Annotated in this window: 17 protein-coding genes; 12 read left to right on the top strand and 5 right to left on the bottom strand. The window is 62.7% G+C overall.

The features are described 5' to 3' along the window. Positions 1-109 precede the first annotated feature (109 nt). Together BWR18_RS19850 and BWR18_RS19845 are read left to right on the top strand one after the other, a co-directional pair. Positions 110-1,102 (top strand): TAXI family TRAP transporter solute-binding subunit, encoded by a 993-nt coding sequence (locus tag BWR18_RS19850; protein WP_076630578.1) that lies wholly within the window; start codon positions 110-112, stop codon positions 1,100-1,102. A gap of 83 nt (positions 1,103-1,185) precedes the next feature. Continuing rightward, positions 1,186-3,300, top strand: coding sequence for a TRAP transporter permease (locus BWR18_RS19845; RefSeq protein WP_172839432.1), 2,115 nt, complete (start codon positions 1,186-1,188; stop codon positions 3,298-3,300). On the opposite strand, the gene BWR18_RS19840 is transcribed toward BWR18_RS19845, so the two are convergent. Continuing rightward, positions 3,297-4,217, bottom strand: coding sequence for a LysR substrate-binding domain-containing protein (locus BWR18_RS19840; protein ID WP_076630576.1), 921 nt, complete (start codon positions 4,215-4,217; stop codon positions 3,297-3,299). The genes BWR18_RS19845 and BWR18_RS19840 overlap by 4 nt on opposite strands. 113 nt (positions 4,218-4,330) lie before the next feature. Between BWR18_RS19840 and BWR18_RS19835 the strand changes: the two genes are divergently transcribed. The 8 genes from BWR18_RS19835 to mnhG are packed head-to-tail and all read left to right on the top strand — an operon-like array spanning position 4,331 to position 10,951. Beyond that, positions 4,331-5,296 carry a universal stress protein gene (locus BWR18_RS19835; RefSeq protein ID WP_076630575.1) on the top strand — a complete coding sequence of 322 codons (966 nt, stop codon included), beginning with the start codon at positions 4,331-4,333 and terminating at the stop codon, positions 5,294-5,296. Next, positions 5,293-7,566: a putative monovalent cation/H+ antiporter subunit A gene (locus BWR18_RS19830; protein ID WP_076630574.1), complete on the top strand. Its 2,274-nt coding sequence runs from the start codon at positions 5,293-5,295 to the stop codon at positions 7,564-7,566. The genes BWR18_RS19835 and BWR18_RS19830 overlap by 4 nt, the downstream gene beginning before the upstream one ends. Further along, positions 7,563-7,982: a Na+/H+ antiporter subunit B gene (locus BWR18_RS19825; protein ID WP_076630573.1), complete on the top strand. Its 420-nt coding sequence runs from the start codon at positions 7,563-7,565 to the stop codon at positions 7,980-7,982. The genes BWR18_RS19830 and BWR18_RS19825 overlap by 4 nt, the downstream gene beginning before the upstream one ends. Beyond that, positions 7,983-8,348 carry a Na+/H+ antiporter subunit C gene (locus BWR18_RS19820; RefSeq protein WP_076630572.1) on the top strand — a complete coding sequence of 122 codons (366 nt, stop codon included), beginning with the start codon at positions 7,983-7,985 and terminating at the stop codon, positions 8,346-8,348. It abuts the gene before it with no gap. Next, positions 8,345-9,844 (top strand): Na+/H+ antiporter subunit D, encoded by a 1,500-nt coding sequence (locus tag BWR18_RS19815; protein ID WP_076630571.1) that lies wholly within the window; start codon positions 8,345-8,347, stop codon positions 9,842-9,844. The genes BWR18_RS19820 and BWR18_RS19815 overlap by 4 nt, the downstream gene beginning before the upstream one ends. After that, complete coding sequence (locus tag BWR18_RS19810; RefSeq protein WP_076630570.1) at positions 9,841-10,326, top strand: Na+/H+ antiporter subunit E; 486 nt, start codon at positions 9,841-9,843, stop codon at positions 10,324-10,326. Before BWR18_RS19815 ends, BWR18_RS19810 begins: the two co-directional genes overlap by 4 nt. Further along, complete coding sequence (locus BWR18_RS19805) at positions 10,323-10,631, top strand: monovalent cation/H+ antiporter complex subunit F (RefSeq protein ID WP_254685015.1); 309 nt, start codon at positions 10,323-10,325, stop codon at positions 10,629-10,631. Before BWR18_RS19810 ends, BWR18_RS19805 begins: the two co-directional genes overlap by 4 nt. Next, positions 10,628-10,951: a monovalent cation/H(+) antiporter subunit G gene (gene mnhG, locus BWR18_RS19800; RefSeq protein WP_076630568.1), complete on the top strand. Its 324-nt coding sequence runs from the start codon at positions 10,628-10,630 to the stop codon at positions 10,949-10,951. The genes BWR18_RS19805 and mnhG overlap by 4 nt, the downstream gene beginning before the upstream one ends. 45 nt (positions 10,952-10,996) lie before the next feature. Here mnhG and BWR18_RS19795 read toward each other — a convergent pair whose 3' ends face one another. From BWR18_RS19795 to repA, 4 genes are all read right to left on the bottom strand, one after another. Further along, positions 10,997-13,042, bottom strand: a complete 2,046-nt coding sequence (locus BWR18_RS19795) for a TonB-dependent hemoglobin/transferrin/lactoferrin family receptor (protein WP_172839431.1) — start codon at positions 13,040-13,042, stop codon at positions 10,997-10,999. 213 nt (positions 13,043-13,255) lie between these two features. After that, complete coding sequence (repC, locus tag BWR18_RS19790) at positions 13,256-14,434, bottom strand: plasmid replication protein RepC (protein WP_076630617.1); 1,179 nt, start codon at positions 14,432-14,434, stop codon at positions 13,256-13,258. Between the two features lie 180 nt (positions 14,435-14,614). Next, the gene (gene repB / locus BWR18_RS19785) at positions 14,615-15,619 is read right to left on the bottom strand and encodes a plasmid partitioning protein RepB (protein WP_076630566.1); all 1,005 of its coding nucleotides are present in this window, start codon (positions 15,617-15,619) and stop codon (positions 14,615-14,617) included. After that, a complete protein-coding gene (gene repA / locus BWR18_RS19780) occupies positions 15,616-16,803 on the bottom strand; it encodes a plasmid partitioning protein RepA (RefSeq protein WP_076630616.1) in 1,188 nt (395 codons plus the stop codon). Before repA ends, repB begins: the two co-directional genes overlap by 4 nt. Positions 16,804-17,077: 274 nt before the next feature. On the opposite strand from repA, the gene BWR18_RS19775 reads away from it, so the two are divergent. Both BWR18_RS19775 and BWR18_RS19770 read left to right on the top strand, forming a co-directional pair. Next, on the top strand, positions 17,078-17,503 hold the full coding sequence (locus tag BWR18_RS19775) for a hypothetical protein (RefSeq protein WP_076630565.1): 426 nt from the start codon (positions 17,078-17,080) through the stop codon (positions 17,501-17,503). Continuing rightward, positions 17,503-18,156, top strand: a complete 654-nt coding sequence (locus tag BWR18_RS19770; protein WP_076630564.1) for a MotA/TolQ/ExbB proton channel family protein — start codon at positions 17,503-17,505, stop codon at positions 18,154-18,156. Before BWR18_RS19775 ends, BWR18_RS19770 begins: the two co-directional genes overlap by 1 nt. Positions 18,157-18,158 lie beyond the last annotated feature (2 nt).

Raw genomic sequence — 18,158 nt, 5'->3', positions numbered from 1 at the left:
TGATCCGCAGGCTTGCGCCTTTTCGTTACCATACGTCACCCTACGTACGAGGTGTTCAGTTACAAATGCCGCTGAAAACAGCGCGCACATCTGACAGGAGGAGGAGATCATGAACATCACCCGCACATTCAAGGCCGTTCAGGTCGCGGCAGTGGCCAGCACAATTGGGCTCGCCGCAACGACACTCAGCGCGCAGGACCGCAGCGACTGGCCCGACAGCTTCTCGGTCGGCACGGCAAGCCAGGGCGGCACCTATTTCGTCTACGGCGCCGGCTGGGCCAACATGGTCGCGGACGCGCTCGGCATTCCCGGCGGCACCGAAGTGACCGGCGGCCCCGTACAGAACGCAGCGCTGGTGCAGACCGGCGATCTGGATATGGCGATGGTCACAATGGGCCCAGCCTTTGACGCAATGAACGGCAACAGCGCGCTGGCGCCAGGCCTGCAGCACGACCAGATCCGCGCGATCTTCCCCATGTACAAGACGGGCTTTCACGCCGTCACGCTGACCAGCTCCGGCATCACCAGCTTTGCCGACATCCCCGACGGCGCCGTCGTGGGCGTTGGCCCTGCAGGCGGCACACCCGGCACCTACTGGCCGCGCATCCTCGAAGACATGGGCAAAAACGTCGAGTTCCGGAACGGCGGCGCCGCCGACCTTGCCGGCCAGCTGCAGGACGGGCTGATCGACGTCTACACCTGGGCGGGCGGCCTGCCCTACCCTGCCTTCAGCCAGCTCGATGCACAGACCGACGTGACCTATTTCGGCTTCACGCCCGAGGAACAGGCGGCGGTTATCGACGCGCAACCCGTGGCCGAATTCACGATTCCTGCGGGCACCTACCCGTCGCTGGAAGAGGATCAGCTTTCGGTGTCGATGTGGAACTTCGCCATCGCGCATGCTGATCTGCCCGACAGCTTTGTCTATGAAGTCGTCGACACGGTCATGGGCAACAATCCAAAGATGCTGGAAATCCACAAGGCTGCGGTCGAAACCCTGCCCGAGAACTTCGACAAGAACACTTTCCTGCCCTGGCACCCGGGCGCGGCACAGTGGTTCCGCGATAACGGTTTCGACATCCCGGCAGAACTTGCTGACTAAATCCGCTGACGTGGTCTAAGCTCCTACGGCACCCTGCCCCTCCGGGCGGGGTGCTCTTTTCATGCAGCCGGGGGATGGAACGCATGACGGACACAGCGACACGGCCCACACCGCTGGAACAGCCCGAAACGCCGGTCGCCACCGACCTGCTGACGCGCGTGGGCTTCCTGCTTTGCGCGGTCTATGCGGGCTGGCACCTTTACGTGCTGAACATCGCCCCGCTCGAGACATGGACCTTCCGCATCATGCACATCGCGGGCGCGCTGATCCTGGGCTTCGGCACCAGTGCGGCCATGTCCATGCGCCCCGCATCCGACGGACCCAACACCCCTGTTTCACACATCATGGGCGGCGTGGCCCTGCTGGGCACCACCATCGGCCTCGGCTCCCTCATCGCCGCGATGATGTTCCATGAACCGGGCACCCCTGCCCCGCCCCCATGGACGCTCACAGCCTTCGGACCTGCACTTGGCGCGGGCACCCTGCTCGCCATGCTCACCGGCTGGCTCTATCCTGCGCGCAAGGGGCAACTGCCGCTGGGCGACATCGCCCTGATCGTGGCGACACTGGCAAGCTGCGGCTTCATCCTGTTCAGCCTCGACACCCTGTCGTTGCGCCTGCGGGCGGGCACACCCTTTGCCGATCCCAACAACGGCTGGGCGGCCTTTGTCATCATCATCATGATCGCCGAACTCACCCGCCGCCTTGCGGGGCTGGCTCTCGTCATCATCGCACTTGTCTTCATCGCCTACGCCTTTGCGGGCCCATGGATGCCGGGCTTCCTCGAACACCGCGGCTACGACCCCAAACGCTTCTTCACCTATGTCTTCACCGACAATGGCGTGCTGGGGCCAACCACCGCCGTGTCGTCCACCTACATCATTCTGTTCATCATCTTCGCCGCCTTCCTGCAAAGCTCCAAGGTGGGCGACTACTTCGTCAACTTCTCCTTCGCCGCCGCCGGACGGGCCAAGGGCGGCCCGGCCAAGGTGTCGGTGCTGGCCTCGGGCCTCATGGGCATGATCAACGGCACCTCGGCAGGCAACGTTGTCTCCACCGGCTCACTCACGATCCCGCTGATGAAGAAAGTAGGCTACCGCCCCCAATCCGCCGCCGCAATCGAGGCGGCGGCATCGACGGGCGGACAGATCATGCCGCCCATCATGGGCGCGGGCGCCTTCATCATGGCGGAAATCACCGGCATCCCCTACACTGAACTGGTGGTCGCGGCGCTGATCCCCGCCATCCTCTATTTCGCCTCCATCTACTTCATGGTCGATTTCGAGGCGAGCCGGACCGGCATGCGCGGCATGCGCGCGGACGAGTTGCCCAAACTCGGCGAGCTGGCAAAACAAGCCTACCTTTTCCTGCCCATCGTCATCCTGATCGGCGCGCTCTTCAGCGGCTATTCGGTGATCCGCGCGGGCACACTCGCCATCGCCTCGGCCGCGGTGGTCAGTTGGCTCACGCCCTACCGCATGGGGCCAAAACAAATCTATGAGGCGCTCGGCAACGGCGGGCGCATGTCGCTGCAAATCATCATCGTCTGCGCCTGCGCGGGCCTGATCGTGGGGGTCATCTCTCTCACCGGCGTGGGCGCGCGGTTCTCAAGCCTGCTCTTCGACCTCGCACAGCAAAGCACACTTCTGGCGCTCAGCTTCGCCATGATGATCTCGGTCATCCTCGGCATGGGAATGCCCACAACCGCAGCCTACGCTGTGGCCGCCTCGGTCGTCGCCCCCGGCCTGATCGAAATCGGGATCACCCCGCTCATCTCGCATTTCTTCGTGTTCTACTTCGCCGTCGTGTCGGCCATCACCCCGCCCGTCGCCCTCGCCGCCTATGCGGGTGCCGCCATCGCCGGGTCCGAGCCGATGCGCACATCCATCACCAGCTTCAAAGTGGGCCTCGCCGCCTTCATCGTGCCCTTCATGTTCTTCTACAGCCCCGGCCTGCTGATGGAGGCGCCCTGGTACGTCAGTGTCCAAAACCTCCTCACCGCCCTCATCGGCGTTTACATGCTGGCGGGTGCGGTGCAGGGCTGGTTCATGGGCGCCGCAGGGCCGCTCATTCGCATTATCCTGCTGGTGGGCGCCGTCTGCATGATCTCGGGCGACTGGCGCACCGACCTTCTGGGCATCGCCATCGCCGGGCTCCTTACCTTGCGCGGGTTGCGGACCAGTCAAAGCGCGGTCTAGCCCAAGACAATCACCTCGCGCGCACGACGGGCGAGGATTTCGCTGATTTCGTCGCCCAGATCCTGATACTCTGCCTCGCGCGCCGTGCTGCGGCGCCAGACCATGCCAATGGTGCGCGACGGGGGCGTGCCGCGAAACGGACGGGCCAGCACCAGCTCCTGGCTCGTGACCTCCGACCGGACATAAAGGGCGGGCAACAGCGTCAGGCCCATTCCCATGGCAACCATCTGGCGCAGCGTGTCCAGCGACGTGCCTTCATACTCGCTGGACAGTACCGCACCGTGTTGTTCGCAGATGCGTTCGACCTTGTCATACAGGCGATGGCCCCGCTCAAGCGCCATGATGGTCTCACCCTTCAACATGCTGGGCGCAATGGTCTCCTCGCGGGCAAAAGGGTGGTCAAAAGGCATCACCACGGACAGGGGCTCGCGAAACAGCGACCGCGTTTCAAACTCCGCCTCGCGCGTCGGCAGCGGAAACAGCAGCAAGTCGAGCGCCCCTGACCCCAGGGCCTCAAGCAAATGCTTCGGCAACCCCTCACGCACATACAGCTTCAGTTGCGGATGGCTCTTGTGCAAATCCGGCACCAGGATTGGCAACAGGTATGACCCAAGGGACTGGACCACACCAACTTTGATCGTACTGTTCAAACTCCCACTTTGAAGAGCGGAAAGGGTGCGGATTTCCTCAACCTCGCGCAGCGCAGTGCGGGCATGCTGGATGATCTGCTCACCTAGGGGGGTCACGACAACCCCGCCGCGGCTGCGCTCGATCAACACAGACCCCAGCTTGCTTTCCAACTCCTTGAGTTGCGCGCTCAGGGTCGGTTGTGTGACGTGGCAGGCCTCTGCCGCGCGCCTGAAATGCGCCGCATCGGCCACGGCCACCAGATAACGCAGTTGCTGAAGTGTTGGCACGGGCTTCTCCTGCCGGACTGATAGATAACATCTATCAATTCCTTCCCAGTTTTCAATTTGATCAATCAAATTTGATCCCCATCTCAGCGTCTGTTGCTCCGAAAGGCCTAGGCATGAAGCGTTTCAAGAACATCCTCGTTGTCTCGAACCCCGAAGGCGTGTCCGACGCCCTCGTTGCGCGCGCGCACTGGCTGGCCAAGGCCAATGGCGCCCGTTTGACCCTGCTGGATGTGTCCGAAACCGATCAATCCGACATGGCGCGGATGCTGGCAACGCTGTCAGGGCAGCGGGGGCGCGAAGTCGGGGCTGAACTGATTGCGGCGCGCAAGGACCAATTGGAACAGGTGGCCACCGGTCTTCGGCAGGACGGCGCCGACGTGACCACCATGCTCGCCCAGGGTGTCGGCTTTATCGAAGTGATCCGACATGTGCTGACATATGACAACGACCTGGTGCTCAAAGCAGCCGACCAGACGCCGACATGGAATGTGCTGGGCGGGCCAGACCTGCACCTTCTGCGCAAATGCCCCTGCCCCGTCTGGATCCTCAACAGCAAGGCCGAGCCAAAGGCCAAGCGCATCGTGGCCGCCGTCGATCCCGACCCAAGCGATGAGACCCGGAACGCGCTCAACCACAAGGTCATGCAGCTGGCCACGTCCCTTTCGGTGCAGGACGACGCCAAGCTCGACGTGCTGAACGCCTGGTATCTCCACGAAGAGCACCTTTTGCGCTCAAGCCGCGTCCACACCCCGCCCGAGGATGTCGAAGCGCTCCTGCTCACCACCAAGCAGGAGAGCCACGCCCGGCTGACCGCTCTAACGGATCAATATACCGCGTTTGCCGACCGGATGCAGATCATGCACGTCAAGGGCGTCGCCGCCGACGTCATCGCGCAGCACACCCATGAACAGCACATCGACACGCTGGTCATGGGCACGCTTGGGCGCACCGGCCTGTCGGGCATGTTCATCGGCAACACCGCCGACACAATCCTCAGCCGCGTCACCTGCTCCGTCCTTGCCGTCAAGCCGGAAGGCTTTACCTCACCCGTGACGATTGAAGAACTGGAAAAGAATTGAACGACGACACGGCCACCGCGACCAACCCCACGGGAAACGGCCTTGTCGGCCTGATCCCTGTCGGGATCGCGCTCCTCCTTTTCGGCTGGTTCCTCAGCCTCGCCCCTGCCATCGCCGAGGGCCAAAGCCTGCGGCTGGTGTGGGACTGGGTGCCGTCGCTGAACATTTCGCTGTCGTTCCTTGTCGACGGGCTCAGCCTCACCTTCGCGCTCCTGATCTCGGGGATCGGGGCGCTGGTGCTGCTCTATTCCAACACGTACCTCGCCGGGCACCCGCAATTCACCCGCTTTGCGCTGTTTCTGACCAGCTTCATGCTGGCGATGCTGGGGCTGGTGCTGGCTGACAACCTCATCGGGCTGTTCGTGTTCTGGGAACTGACGACAATCACCTCCTACCTGCTGATCGGGTTCGGGCACGACACGACCAAAGGGCGGCGCTCGGCGCTCCAGGCCCTCTTTGTGACGGGCGCGGGCGCGCTGGCGCTGCTCGCGGGCTTCATCCTGCTGGGCTTTTCCATGGGCAGCTTCGAGCTGTCGGTGATCCTGGCCCAGGCCGACACGCTCAAGGCGCATGAAATGTACCTGCCCATCCTCATCCTGATCCTGGCGGGCACGTTCACCAAATCGGCGCAATTTCCGTTCCACTTCTGGCTGCCGAACGCGATGGCCGCGCCCACACCCGTCTCGGCCTTCCTGCACTCGGCCACGATGGTCAAGGCGGGGGTCTACCTGATGGCGCGCCTCCATCCGGGCATGTCGGGCACGGATGTGTGGTTCTGGACACTGACGATCGCCGGGGCGTTCACCGCCGTCTTCGCCAGCATCCTCGCCCTGCGGCAGACAGACCTGAAACAGGCGCTTGCCTACACCACGCTCATGGCACTCGGCACGCTCACGCTGTTTCTCGGTCAAACGTCGGGCTACGCCATGACGGCCTTTGCAACCTTCCTCGTGGTCCATTCGCTCTACAAGGCGTCCCTCTTCCTCGTGGTGGGCTGCATTGACCACGCCACCGGCACGCGCGAGGCGGACGTGCTGGGCGGGCTCGGGCGGGTCATGCCAGTCACAGCCTTCGCTGCCGGGCTCGCGGCGCTGTCCATGGCAGGCTTCCCGCCCTTCCTCGGCTTCATCGGCAAGGAACTGAAATACGCGGGTATCCTCGCCATCGGATCTGAACCGTTTATCTTCGCCGCCGCCCTGCTGACGGCCAACGCGTTGATGTTCGCGGTGGCTGGGATCGTTGCGCTGCGCCCTTTCTGGCAACGCACCGGCATCGCCCTGCCCCGCAAACCCCACGAAGCGCCGTGGCCCATGCTGGCAGGGCCCGTGATCCTCGCCGTCCTGGGCGCGCTTTTCGGCGTCTACCCGGACCTGTTGCAAACGTCCCTGGTCGACCCGACCGTCAAATCGCTGCTGGGGTCCATGGAAGACGCCAAGGAACTGCAACTCTGGGCAGGCGTGAACATGCCGCTGATCCTGTCCATCGCGACGGTGGCACTGGGGGCTGCCCTCTATCTCGGCCACAAACGCTTGCGCCCCGCACTCGGGCGGCTGGTGGACGCTTCCCCGCAATTCGACAACGGCTGGGACACGTTCCTCGCTGGGCTAAAGGGGTTCGCCGCCTGGCAAACCCGCATCATCCAGCCGGGCATCCTGCGGCGCTACATCTTTGCAACCTTCGCAACGGTGCTGGTGGCCATTGGCGGCACGATGATCGCGCGGCAGGCCATGCCTGCCCTGCCGGACCTGTCAGACGTCACATTCCAGAATGTCGCCCTCGTGGTGCTGATCAGCGCAGGCGCGCTGCTGACGGCAATCACAAGCTCGCGCATAGCTGCGATGGCGGCACTCGGGGTGGTGGGCATTGGCGTCGCCATGATCTTTATCGTATTCAGCGCCCCAGACGTCGCAATCACCCAACTGCTGGTGGAAACGCTTGTGGTTGTCCTCGTGGCCGTCGCCCTCCTGCGTCTGCCGGTGCTCGACCAGAACGGGCGCGACAGGCGCCCCGTCGATGCCATCCTGGCCGGGGCCATCGGCCTATCGGTGACCCTTGTCCTTCTGGCGGTGCTTGAAACCCCGCTCGACCTGCGCCTGACGGAATATTTCGAGGTCACAAGCTGGCCCGAAGCCTTTGGCCGCAACATCGTCAACGTCATCCTCGTGGACTTCCGCGCACTCGACACCTTCGGCGAGGTCGCAGTGGTGGTCATCGCAGCCCTGTCAGCCTATGCGCTTCTGCGCACCACACACCCAAGGAAAGATCCATGAATTCGATCATCTTGCGCGTGGGCACCCGGTATCTCTGCGGGCTTCTGGTGCTGTTCTCGCTCTACATGCTGATCCGCGGCCATAACGAACCTGGGGGCGGCTTTATCGGCGGTCTCATCGGCTCCACGGGCTTTGTGCTGTTTGCGCTGGCCTGCGGGACCGCAGACGCGCGCGCCGCACTCAAGGTCATGCCACAGAACATCGCAATGGCCGGGCTGGGCATCGCGCTGCTTGCAGGCATCGCAGCGGCCGTCTTTGGCGATGCGCTGTTCACCGGCCAATGGCTGTTCATCAATGAAACGCCCGAGGACAAGGGGATCCCCCTCTCCACCGTCCTCGTCTTCGATATCGGGGTCTACCTGGTGGTCTTCGGTTCCATCCTCTCCATCGTCTTCGCCATGGAAGAGGAGATCTAGATGGAGGCGCTCCTTGCCATAACCATCGGCGTGCTGGTTGCCACCTCGGTCTACCTGATGCTTGCGCGCAACGTGCTGCGGTTCATCTTCGGGCTGGTGCTGATCTCGAACGCGGCGAACCTGATCATTTTCGTGTCAGGGCGGCTCACCTCCGGCGCACCGCCCCTGATCGCCGAAGGTGCCGAAGGACCCGTGGGCGATGTCGCCAATGCGCTGCCCCAGGCGCTGGTGCTGACGGCCATCGTGATCGGCTTCGGCCTCTTTGCCTTTGCCCTCGTGCTGATGTTTCGCGCCTACTCCACGCTGGGCACGCTGTACTCCGACGACATGCGGATCGCTGAGCCGCGCACAGAAGACACGAAATGACCTGGACCCTTGCAACACCTCTCGTACTGCCCTTCCTGACGGCGGTACTGGCCTTCCTTGCCCGCTACGGGGCTGCCGGGCGCTGGTTCAGCGTCGCAGGCAACGCCGTGCTGCTGGGGGCCTCGATCCTGCTCATGGTGCGCGTGCTTGATCAGGGAGTGATCGCCGCGCAAATGGGCGGCTGGTCTGCCCCCTTCGGCATCACGCTGGTGGCCGACTACCTGTCTGCCGTCATGGTCGTCATCACCGCAATCACGGCACTGGCCGTGTCGGTCTATGCGCTGACAGACATTGACGAACGCAAGGAGCATCTGGGCTATCATGCCCTCTTCAACATCCTGATCGGTGGCGTCGTGGGCGCATTCCTGACCGGCGACCTCTTCAATCTCTATGTCTGGTTCGAGGTCATGCTGATCTCGTCCTTCGGCCTGCTGATCCTTGGCGGCAACAAGGACCAGATCGACGGCGGCATCAAATACGTCACGCTCAACCTGATCTCGACCATCCTGTTCCTGTCGGGCATCGGCCTGCTCTATGGCATGACCGGCACGCTCAACATGGCCGACATCGCGCGCACGCTGGATACCGTGGAAAACCAGGGCCTCGTGACTGTCGTGGCGATGATGTTCATGGTCGCCTTCGGGGTCAAAGCGGCGGTCTTCCCCCTGTTCTTCTGGCTCCCCGCCGCCTACCACACGCCCGCCTTCTCGGTCTCGGCGGTCTTCGCGGGGCTCTTGACCAAGGTCGGCGTCTACGCCCTGATCCGCATGTTCACGCTCGTGTTCGACGGCGACATCGGCTTCACGCACCAAATCCTGCTTTGGGTGGCCGGGCTGACCATGGTCACCGGCGTCCTCGGCGCCGCAGCTCAGAACGACATTCGCAAGATCCTGTCGTTCCACATCGTCAGCCAGATCGGCTACATGATCATGGGCCTCGCCCTGCTGACCCCGCTCGCTGTGGCTGGAGCGGTATTCTACCTCGTCCACCACATCATCGTAAAGGCGAACCTCTTCCTCATCGCAGGCGTCGCCGAACGCACCGCAGGCTCTACAGACCTGAACCGCATCGGCGGGCTCTACAAATCCGCGCCCTTGCTGGCATGCCTCTTCTTCATCCCCGCCTTCTCTCTGGCAGGCTTTCCGCCACTGTCAGGCTTCTGGGCCAAATACGTGCTTGTGGCGGCAGCCATCGAAAACCAAGGCTGGATCATCGCCGCCGTCGCCCTCCTCGTGGGCCTGCTCACCATCTTCTCGATGACCAAGATCTGGGCCGAAGCCTTTTGGAAACCCCATCCCGAAGGCGTCGACCCGACCCTGAACCAACTCACGCCACAGGCCAGACGGCACCTCCTGATCCCAATCGCGGCGCTTGCGGCCATGACGCTGGTCATCGGCTTCTCGCCCGAACCCTTCGTGACCTTCGCCAAGGACGCCGCCGCGCAACTTCTGGACCCCACGGCCTATATCACAACGGTACTCGGAGGTGAGACATGAACACGCTTGTCGCCAACATCTTCTTCGCCGTGGCGTGGATGATCCTGTTCAACACATTCACCTGGCTGTCGGTGCTGTCGGGCCTGGCGGTGGGCTATTTCGTGCTGATGCTGATCCAGCCGCTGGCAGGGGTCAAATCGACGTATTTCAAGCGGGTCTGGTACTGGATCAAGCTGCTGGTGCTGTTCAACTACGAATTGATCGTGTCCAGCATCGAGGTACTTTGGGACATCTTCACGCCCACGCACCGCTCGAACCCGGCCATCGTGAACATGCCGCTCGACGTCAAGACCGATGCAGGCATCCTGCTGGTGACAAATCTCATCTCGCTGACACCGGGCACACTTAGCATCGACGTCAGCGCGGACCGCAAAACGCTCAAGCTGCACGTCATGTTCGCCGACGACCCCGAGGCGGTGTGCCGCTCGCTCAAAGAGGGGATGGAACGCTGGGTGATCGACGCCGTGGAGGACCGGGAATGACACTTATGGACACCGTTCTGACGCTTGGCTTTGCGCTCGTCTTCATCGGCGTGGGGCTCGCCCTCGTCCGGCTCGCCATCGGGCCCACCCTGCCCGACCGCGTGGTGGCGCTGGACCAGATGACGGTCTCTATCGTGGCCTTTTGCGGCCTCGCCGCGATCCGGTCGCAGGACGCCGCCTTTCTCGATGTGGCCCTCGTGCTGGCATTGGTGGGCTTTCTGGCCACGGTCGCACTGGCGCGCTTTGCCGAACGGGTGGTGATCCGACGCGAGGCACGCGAAGACGAAGAGGAGCAAACAGAATGATCGACCTCGCCGCGGCCATCCTCGTCTTTCTAGGGGCCGCCATGACAGTTGCCGCGGGCGTCGGCGTCATACGCCTCCCGGACGTGTTCACACGGATGCACGCCGCCACCAAGGTCGGCACGCTGGGCTCCGGCCTGGTGATGGCCGGGGCCGCACTGCACTTTGCCGAACCCGGCATTATCGTGCGCTGCGTGCTGATCGTGTTCTTCCTGCTGCTGACGGCCCCCATCGGCGCGCACATGATCGGACGCGCCTCGCTCCGCCTGGGCATCAATCCATGGACCCCGCGCCAGAAACAGGATTCGAAGCCGGACAGCTAGCTTGTAGCGGCATATTCCCTTCTAGAACAATATGTTACACTGTTCTTAGAACTGAAAGGACGCCGACAATTTGATCGACCGACCCGCTTGCGGCAGCTCATTTGGATAAATCACGTATTGCTCGTCAAACACGTTGTCGATGCCCGCACGGAACACCGCATTTTGTAACGGCCCCCGCTCCGGCGCCCATGACCCGAACAGGTCCACCACGGTAAAGGCTTCTCCGGGCCGCCCGGTCTCCGGCACGTCATTCTGGTCCCCGGCAAAGGTTGCGCGTGCGCCCACGGTCCATTCCGATGTCGGTCGATAGCCCAGGGTGGCCGTCAAACGCGCCTGCGGGATCGACCCCAACTCCTCACCGTTCTTCGCCTCGCCTTCGGGCAACGTCAGGGCCAACCCGCCAAACCAATTGCCTGCATCATAATCCAACTCAGCCTCGAAGCCGTACAGCTCGGCATCAATGTTCCGCTGGGTCGACGTGGCAAGCACGGTCGGAGATCCCGGAACCCGAGGTCCCTGCCCCGGTTCAAACACGATGGCATCAATGAAATTCTCGACATCGGCATAATAGGCATTCGCCGACAGGCGCAGGCTGTCCCCCGGCCGGAACATGTTCGCCCGATCGAACCGCGCGCCCAGTTCAACTTGCGTCGACTCCTCTGCCTCAAGATCAGGGTTCGGCAAAAAATTGTTGGTGAATTCGACCCCGTTACGGAACCCATAGGAAAAATGCACCCCGTCATTGTAAAGTTCGGTCAGCGTCGGCGCGCGGAACGCCCGCGCGATGTTGCCAAAGATCTGCCAGTCATCATTGGGCCGAAAGCTAAAGCCGATGCGCGGGGACAAGAAATCATCATCCGCATCCTCCAGCGTGGGGTCGTCCACGTCCCGGTCATACTGGTCGAACCGGACGCCCGCGATCAGGTCCAGCCGGTCGGTCACGCCAAAGGTTGCTTCGGCAAAAACACCGAGCGTCGTCGCTTCGGCGTCCGGGAATTGCACACGTGCGGCACCGTTGCGCGTACCGCTCTGCTCATCCCGAAAGGCCTCGACCCCATAGACCAGGTCGACCGGAACCCCGACATCGAACCGCGACCGGTTCGTAACCTCAAAGCCAATGGTGTCATATTCGGTAAAGTCGGCCCGCCCGTCCCGGATACGGTCGTCCTGAATCTCAAGCGTATTGCCATAAAGCAGCACCGACAGATCCACCAGGTCGGACCCTTCCGGGTTCCAGTCCCAGGACATGCGATAGGTGAAAATCTCCGCCGACCGCTCGGAATCATTGCCTGTACGCGGGTCCGGATCGGCTTCGGTATTGGCGTTGGGCGGCACCAGTCCGTCATCTTCGTAATAGGACAGGTTCAACTCAAACCGCTGATCCTCGGTCGGCTCAAAGCCCAGCTTGATCAGCCCATTCAAGCTGTCCACTTCGGATCGCAGGATCTCGTCCCCATTGCCGTCTTCCAGCGACGTGCCGAACTCGCGCCCACCGATAAAGGCCAGCGCATCAAAGCTGCCGTAATCGCCATAGACCGTGGCAGACGGGCTCCAGACCTGGCCGTTGTCGGAATAGCCAAAGCGCAAGCGGGCGCCGGTTGTCTGGCCCGGCAGCAACAGATCTTCGACATCCTTGGTTTCAACCGCGACGACACCGCCGATGGCGCCTGACCCAAACAGGGTCGACCCCCCTCCCCTGACGACCTCGACCTTCTGCACGATATCCGGGTCAAAGAAAAAGCGCCCGCTATGCGCCCGATTGAAGTTGAAGCGTCCGCCGTCAAAGCGCAGCACCACCTGCTCGTCCTGAAAACCCCGGATGTTGATCTCTTGCGCCACGCTACGTGGCCCGCCTTCGATCGACACGCCCGGCACGTCCCCGATCAACTCTTCGATCGTATCTGCTTGCCGTCTTTCCAGCGTTTCGCCCGAAACGACCGAAGCGGCCACGGGCGTGTCCCGAATGTCCCGGTCGGCGCGCAGCGCTGTACCAAGTATCAGCGGCGGCAATTCGACCGGAACGTCCTGTGCCTGAACCGTTGTCGCGCCCGCAGCGAGTATCGCCACGCCCCCCAGAATACATCTCTGCATGATATCCCCACCTGTTGTGCAGTTGCCAGCGCGGGGCCTGCCAGGCATTGGGGTGGGGCGCGCAATCAGTCGTTTTGGTATCTTTCCGGCCGGATGTTGTAAAGATTATTTGCCGCCTTTGTGGGGCATAGAGGGCAGCGTCGGGGGAAAAGTTCACAGCTGTGAACTTTCGGTCAACAGACCGCACGGTACAAAGTTCACAGCTGTGAACTCTCAAGCCGCCTCCCTCCGCGTCAACGCCATCACCATCGGCGCACAAGAGAATTTCCCCGCCATGGCTTGCCGCGCCAGGTGCCTCAGATATCCTCCGGGCGACTTGATCTGGTCAAACCTCTCCAGCATCGCCGCCACTGTGACTGCCGCCTGCTCAGGCCCCATCGCCTTCACAGCTTCCCCCCATGCTGAGGGCTGAATACCCATCATCGGCCGCACCATATCCGCCGCCCTGACAAGGTCGTGCCAATGCCTGATTGGTCGATCGCTGTAGACCGCAATCTCCGCACAAACCGACAACACCAAAGCCAGCGGGATGTTTGGCTGGGCGTCCTCACGTGTCGCAGGTTTCGAAGTATCGTCCAAGGTCGGATCCGTTTCATCCGGTACGCGTCCACAGCTTGGTTCAAGTACAGATATGTCTGTCTTTGAATTATGATGGTGCTGCTCATTCTCAGCATCTTTGGTGATCATATCTTCTGCTTCGAACACGGAACGGGCTTTGTCCAACGCGTCATTGAGCACGCATTCCAGCCGTCCCAAATCATCCTCGTCGAGGCGCCGACGCAAGTCGCGGGCGGTCAGGATCGCGAGGTCGGAGAATGCGTCCCAGATCCCGAGGTCAGGCTGTGTATCAGCACCGTAGGCGGCAAGCGCGGCCAGATCGCGGCGCATCAGGCTGACGGTCTGGCGGAGGCGCTTGAGGCGGTCCCGCTCGGCCCGTACATCCTCTGCCACGGCACAAATCTCGGCGAAGCGGAGGGCGAGGGGGGAGAGGTCGAAGCCGAAGGCGCCACCTGACCGACTGGAATAGCGTTTGCCGTTGGGGCTGTCGCGCCGGATGATAAGACCAGCCTGCACCAGACCCGCCAGATGCCGCCGCATGGTCGAGCAGGCCATGCCGTTCAACCGTTCGCAGATCGACGCGTTGGAAGGGAAGACAACCGGTCGATCCCCGCTTCCACCCAGTTCGACTTCGGGGTGGAAGCTGAGAAGGGCCTGAAGCACGGTCAATTGTCGGTCGCTGACGCCCAGCTTCGGGCCGGCCACGCCCAATTCGCGCAGCACCTCCCACTTGTCGGCGCGGGGCAGGGTTTTCGCCCGCCCGGCCAGATGTTCGCGCGCCAATACAAGGGCGTTCACCGTCCCGCGAAACGGTGTGATGGGAACGTAGGTCATGAAAATCATTCACGCAGGCACAAAAAAATCCGCTCCGCGAATCACTTGGGACTTGCGGGGGAGGGCGCGAAATCGTACCTTGAAGCTGCTAAACACAAGGGTCTCGTGGGGCGCCATCGCTTTGCGGGACCTTTTCTTTTGCCTTTTCTGGTGCGTGCCTCCTTTGGTTACTGCTCTGCCTTAGTCTTCGCCGCGCGTTTGCCAGCGCGTGTGAAGCTCCTTGAGGACGGCGTCGGCGTTGTGCTCGAGCCAGTCCGCGAAATTGCCCGCATCCACATCTAGACGCACGCCCTGTGACATGCGCTTGATGGTGCCGATACGCCGGTCGCCGGAGTGGACCGTCCGGCTTTTCCCGCTTGTGCGCACCTTGGGTTGCGACACCACAGGCTTTTTCGTCTCTAAATAGGCCAAAACGGCTTCGAATGCCGTGATGGACGGATCTTCGTGCAAGGGGCCCATCGGGTCGGTGACGGCGTCGAGCGCGGCCTTGTCATGGGTGTCGCGGGCAATGGGGATCAGGTAGCTGACATCTGCGCCGGTTGTTTCTATCGCGCGGGCAAGGGTGTCCCAGCGGGGGCGCCCGACGCCGGGCGCGGGGCCGATGGCGCGGGCGAGATCGACGCTGACGACATCGACGACAGCGAGGGCCATGGAGATGGCGGATTTGCTCACCGTCAACACCTCGGCCACCTGTGCCTGGGTGCCAAAGCTGCCGTCGACCAGCGCGCGGGCAAAAAGGGCCTTTTCGATAAATGTCAGGTCGCGGCGCGCCATGTTTTCAGAAATCTGGGCGCGCACGGCCTCGTGGTCATCAAGCGTGGCCACAAGCGCGCGCACCTTGTCGACCTTGTCGGACTGGCGGATCGCCTCGAGCCGACGTCGCCCGTAGACCAAAAGGTAACGGTCGGCGTCCTCGGGGTTGCGACGCACAAGGATCGGCACGGTCTGGCCGTTGGCTTCGATCGCGTCGCGCAGATCGTGGAGATCTCCCGCCTCCATCCGGTCCTCGGGTCGCAAATCGTCGATGGCCCATGGGTCCAGGTCCCACACGTGATGCGCATCGACCGCGTCCCGCGCGGACCGCAAGGCGCGGTTCGTGGTCATCATCGAACTGGACGGGGCAGGGGCCTGCGCCGCGGCCAGACTGTCAAGCATCGACAGGCGTTTCTTGCGATTTTCGCTCATGTGCGCCCCCAGGTTGCCTGTATCAGGGTCGATATTTCATCGTTGACCGCGTTCAGGCTTTCCATTGCGCGGTCATAGGTGGAGCGGGTGAAGGCGGAGCGTTCGACCTCGTAAAGTGTCTGTTTCGTCAGCCCCGCATCCGAGATGGCGGTGGATTTCAGCATGGGCGCGTTCAGCACATGATCGCCATACATCGTCCGCAAGAAGGCCACGACACGGTTTTGCGGCGCATCAGCCGGTTCGTAACGGGTGAGCAGATAGCGCATCCAGTCGTGTTTCATGTCGGCGCCGCTTTCTGCAATCACGTCCATCAGATCGGCGGTCATGCGCAGGAATTGGGACATCGACATCACGTCGAGCATTTCGGGGTGGATCGTCACCAGCACGCCGGTTGCCGCGGACAGGGCCGACATGGTCAGAAAGCCAAGCTGCGGCGGGCAGTCGATGACCACGACGTCATAGTCGCAATCAACTTGTGTCAGAGCCTGTTTGACCCGAAAAAAGAACAGCCCCGCCGCCCCGGTCGCAAGCGCGCGCGGGGTGTCGTGTTCGAATTCCATCAGTTCGAGATTGCCGGGGATCAGATCAAGGCCGGGAATATACGTTTTGCGGATGACCGAACTGATGGGCGCGGGATCTTCGTACCGGATCGCGTCATAGAGCGTGCCGCCCTCTGGCAGATCATATTCGGGCTGGACCCCGTGCAGGGCTGACAGAGACGCCTGCGGGTCGAGGTCAATGGCGAGGACACGATACCCCTTGAGCGCGAGGCGCTGGGAGAGGTGGGCCGCAGTGGTGGTCTTGCCCGAGCCGCCCTTGAAGTTCATCACGCCGATAACCTGCATCTCGTCACCCTCGCGGCGGCCGGGCAGGTATTCGCCGGGACGGCGGGCGGTCGTCTCTAACGTGCGTCTCAGAGACTGAATATCGGCCGCAGAATACAGGCGGCGGTTGCCCGATGTAACCTCGGGCGAGGGGCCGCGCCCCTCAAGATGCAGTTTGCGCAGGTAGCTGTCGCCGACGCCGAGCAGGGTCGCGGCCTCACCACTGGTGAACTTGCGCATCTGTTTCGCTGCATCGGGGGGGAACAGGCTTTCGCGTTGGGCGTGCAATTGCGTGGCCAGCCATTCGGAGTGTTGCCGAATGACGGAATTGAGGTCATTTTGCGTGCGCGTGCCGTCCATCTGCCCCGGTTCCTCTGCCACCTGCCTGTGTTTGTCGGTCACGCTTTTCACCGTTTGACCGTCTTTTTCCGTGACTATTGGCTGACTTGCGGGATTCGTGCAAGACTTATCTACATCTGGCGGTTGTTGATCCTGGTGCCACAAGCTGCCGCGCTGCTTTGTCCTAGTCTTTCTATCAGGTATTGCGCCGCTCGTGCAGACATGGTTGTTAAGGGGTTAACGGGTCCCCAGCTGCCTTGCCAGGTCATCCCACTCTGGAACCAAGGAGCATGGCATGGGCACGGGTTTTGCGCGTCTGGTGGCATTGGCGCTCACCGCATCAGGAGCGGCGGCGCAAGAGGGTGATCTGACCGGAAAGATCGCCATCGAATTGAACACCGTAACCGAGAGCGACAGCGCCTGTACGCTGACCTTCATGGTCACAAACGGGCATGAGATGGCCATTGATCAGCTTGTCTATGAGACCGTGTTGTTTGATGCGTCGGGCCAGGTGGATCGGCTGACCCTGTTTGATTTTGGCGCGTTGCCGGTGGGTCGTCCGCGTGTGCGGCAGTTTGCGGTGCCCGATGTCGCCTGTGACGGTCTGGGCCGCGTGCTGTTCAACGGGTTGCACACCTGTGAGGCCGAGGGGCTGGAGGCGGGCGTCTGTGCCGCCGGTCTGGTGCTGAGGAGCCGGGTTGAGATCGAGGTGCTGGGCTGATGCTGGATCTTGTTCTTGGGCAATTGCGTGCTGTGCTGGACCTTGGTGGGCCGGTGGTGCTGGTGCTGGGCGTGGTGTCGGTCGTCACCCTGGCTGTGGTTCTGTACAAGCTGTGGCAGTTTTCGGCGGCCCATGTGGGCCGTCATGCGGCGGTGCGTGCGGCGGTGATGGCGTGGGATTCGGGGGATCGAGGCGGGGCGCGCGCGGCGCTGGCCCCGTCCCGGAGTTATCTGGCCGGTGTGGTTGAGGCCGGGTTTGATGGCCTTGGCCGGGACCGGTTGCAGGCCATGGCGGAGGCCCGGTTTTCGCGGCTGGAGCGCGGGTTTCGGTTTTTGGAGACGGTGGCGCAGTTGGCGCCCCTGCTGGGCCTCTTTGGCACGGTCCTGGGCATGATCGAGGCGTTTCAGGCGTTGCAGGCAGCGGGGGCGCAGGTGGATCCGTCGATCCTGGCGGGCGGCATCTGGGTGGCGTTGTTGACCACGGCGGTCGGCCTGGCGGTGGCCATGCCCACGGCGCTGGTGCTGGCATGGTTCGAGGGGCGGATGGAGGCCGAGCGTGTGGCGGCGGAGGGCTTTGTACTGACCGTTGTGGCGCCCGTAGGACGAGCCGATTCGCCTGTGTTAGAGACTGGTATGGAGCCGGTCCGTGGCTAGGG

Origin of the sequence: Tateyamaria omphalii (genome assembly GCF_001969365.1) — a bacterium.
GTDB lineage: Bacteria > Pseudomonadota > Alphaproteobacteria > Rhodobacterales > Rhodobacteraceae > Tateyamaria > Tateyamaria omphalii_A.
This window is presented reverse-complemented; position numbering and strand designations above follow the sequence as displayed.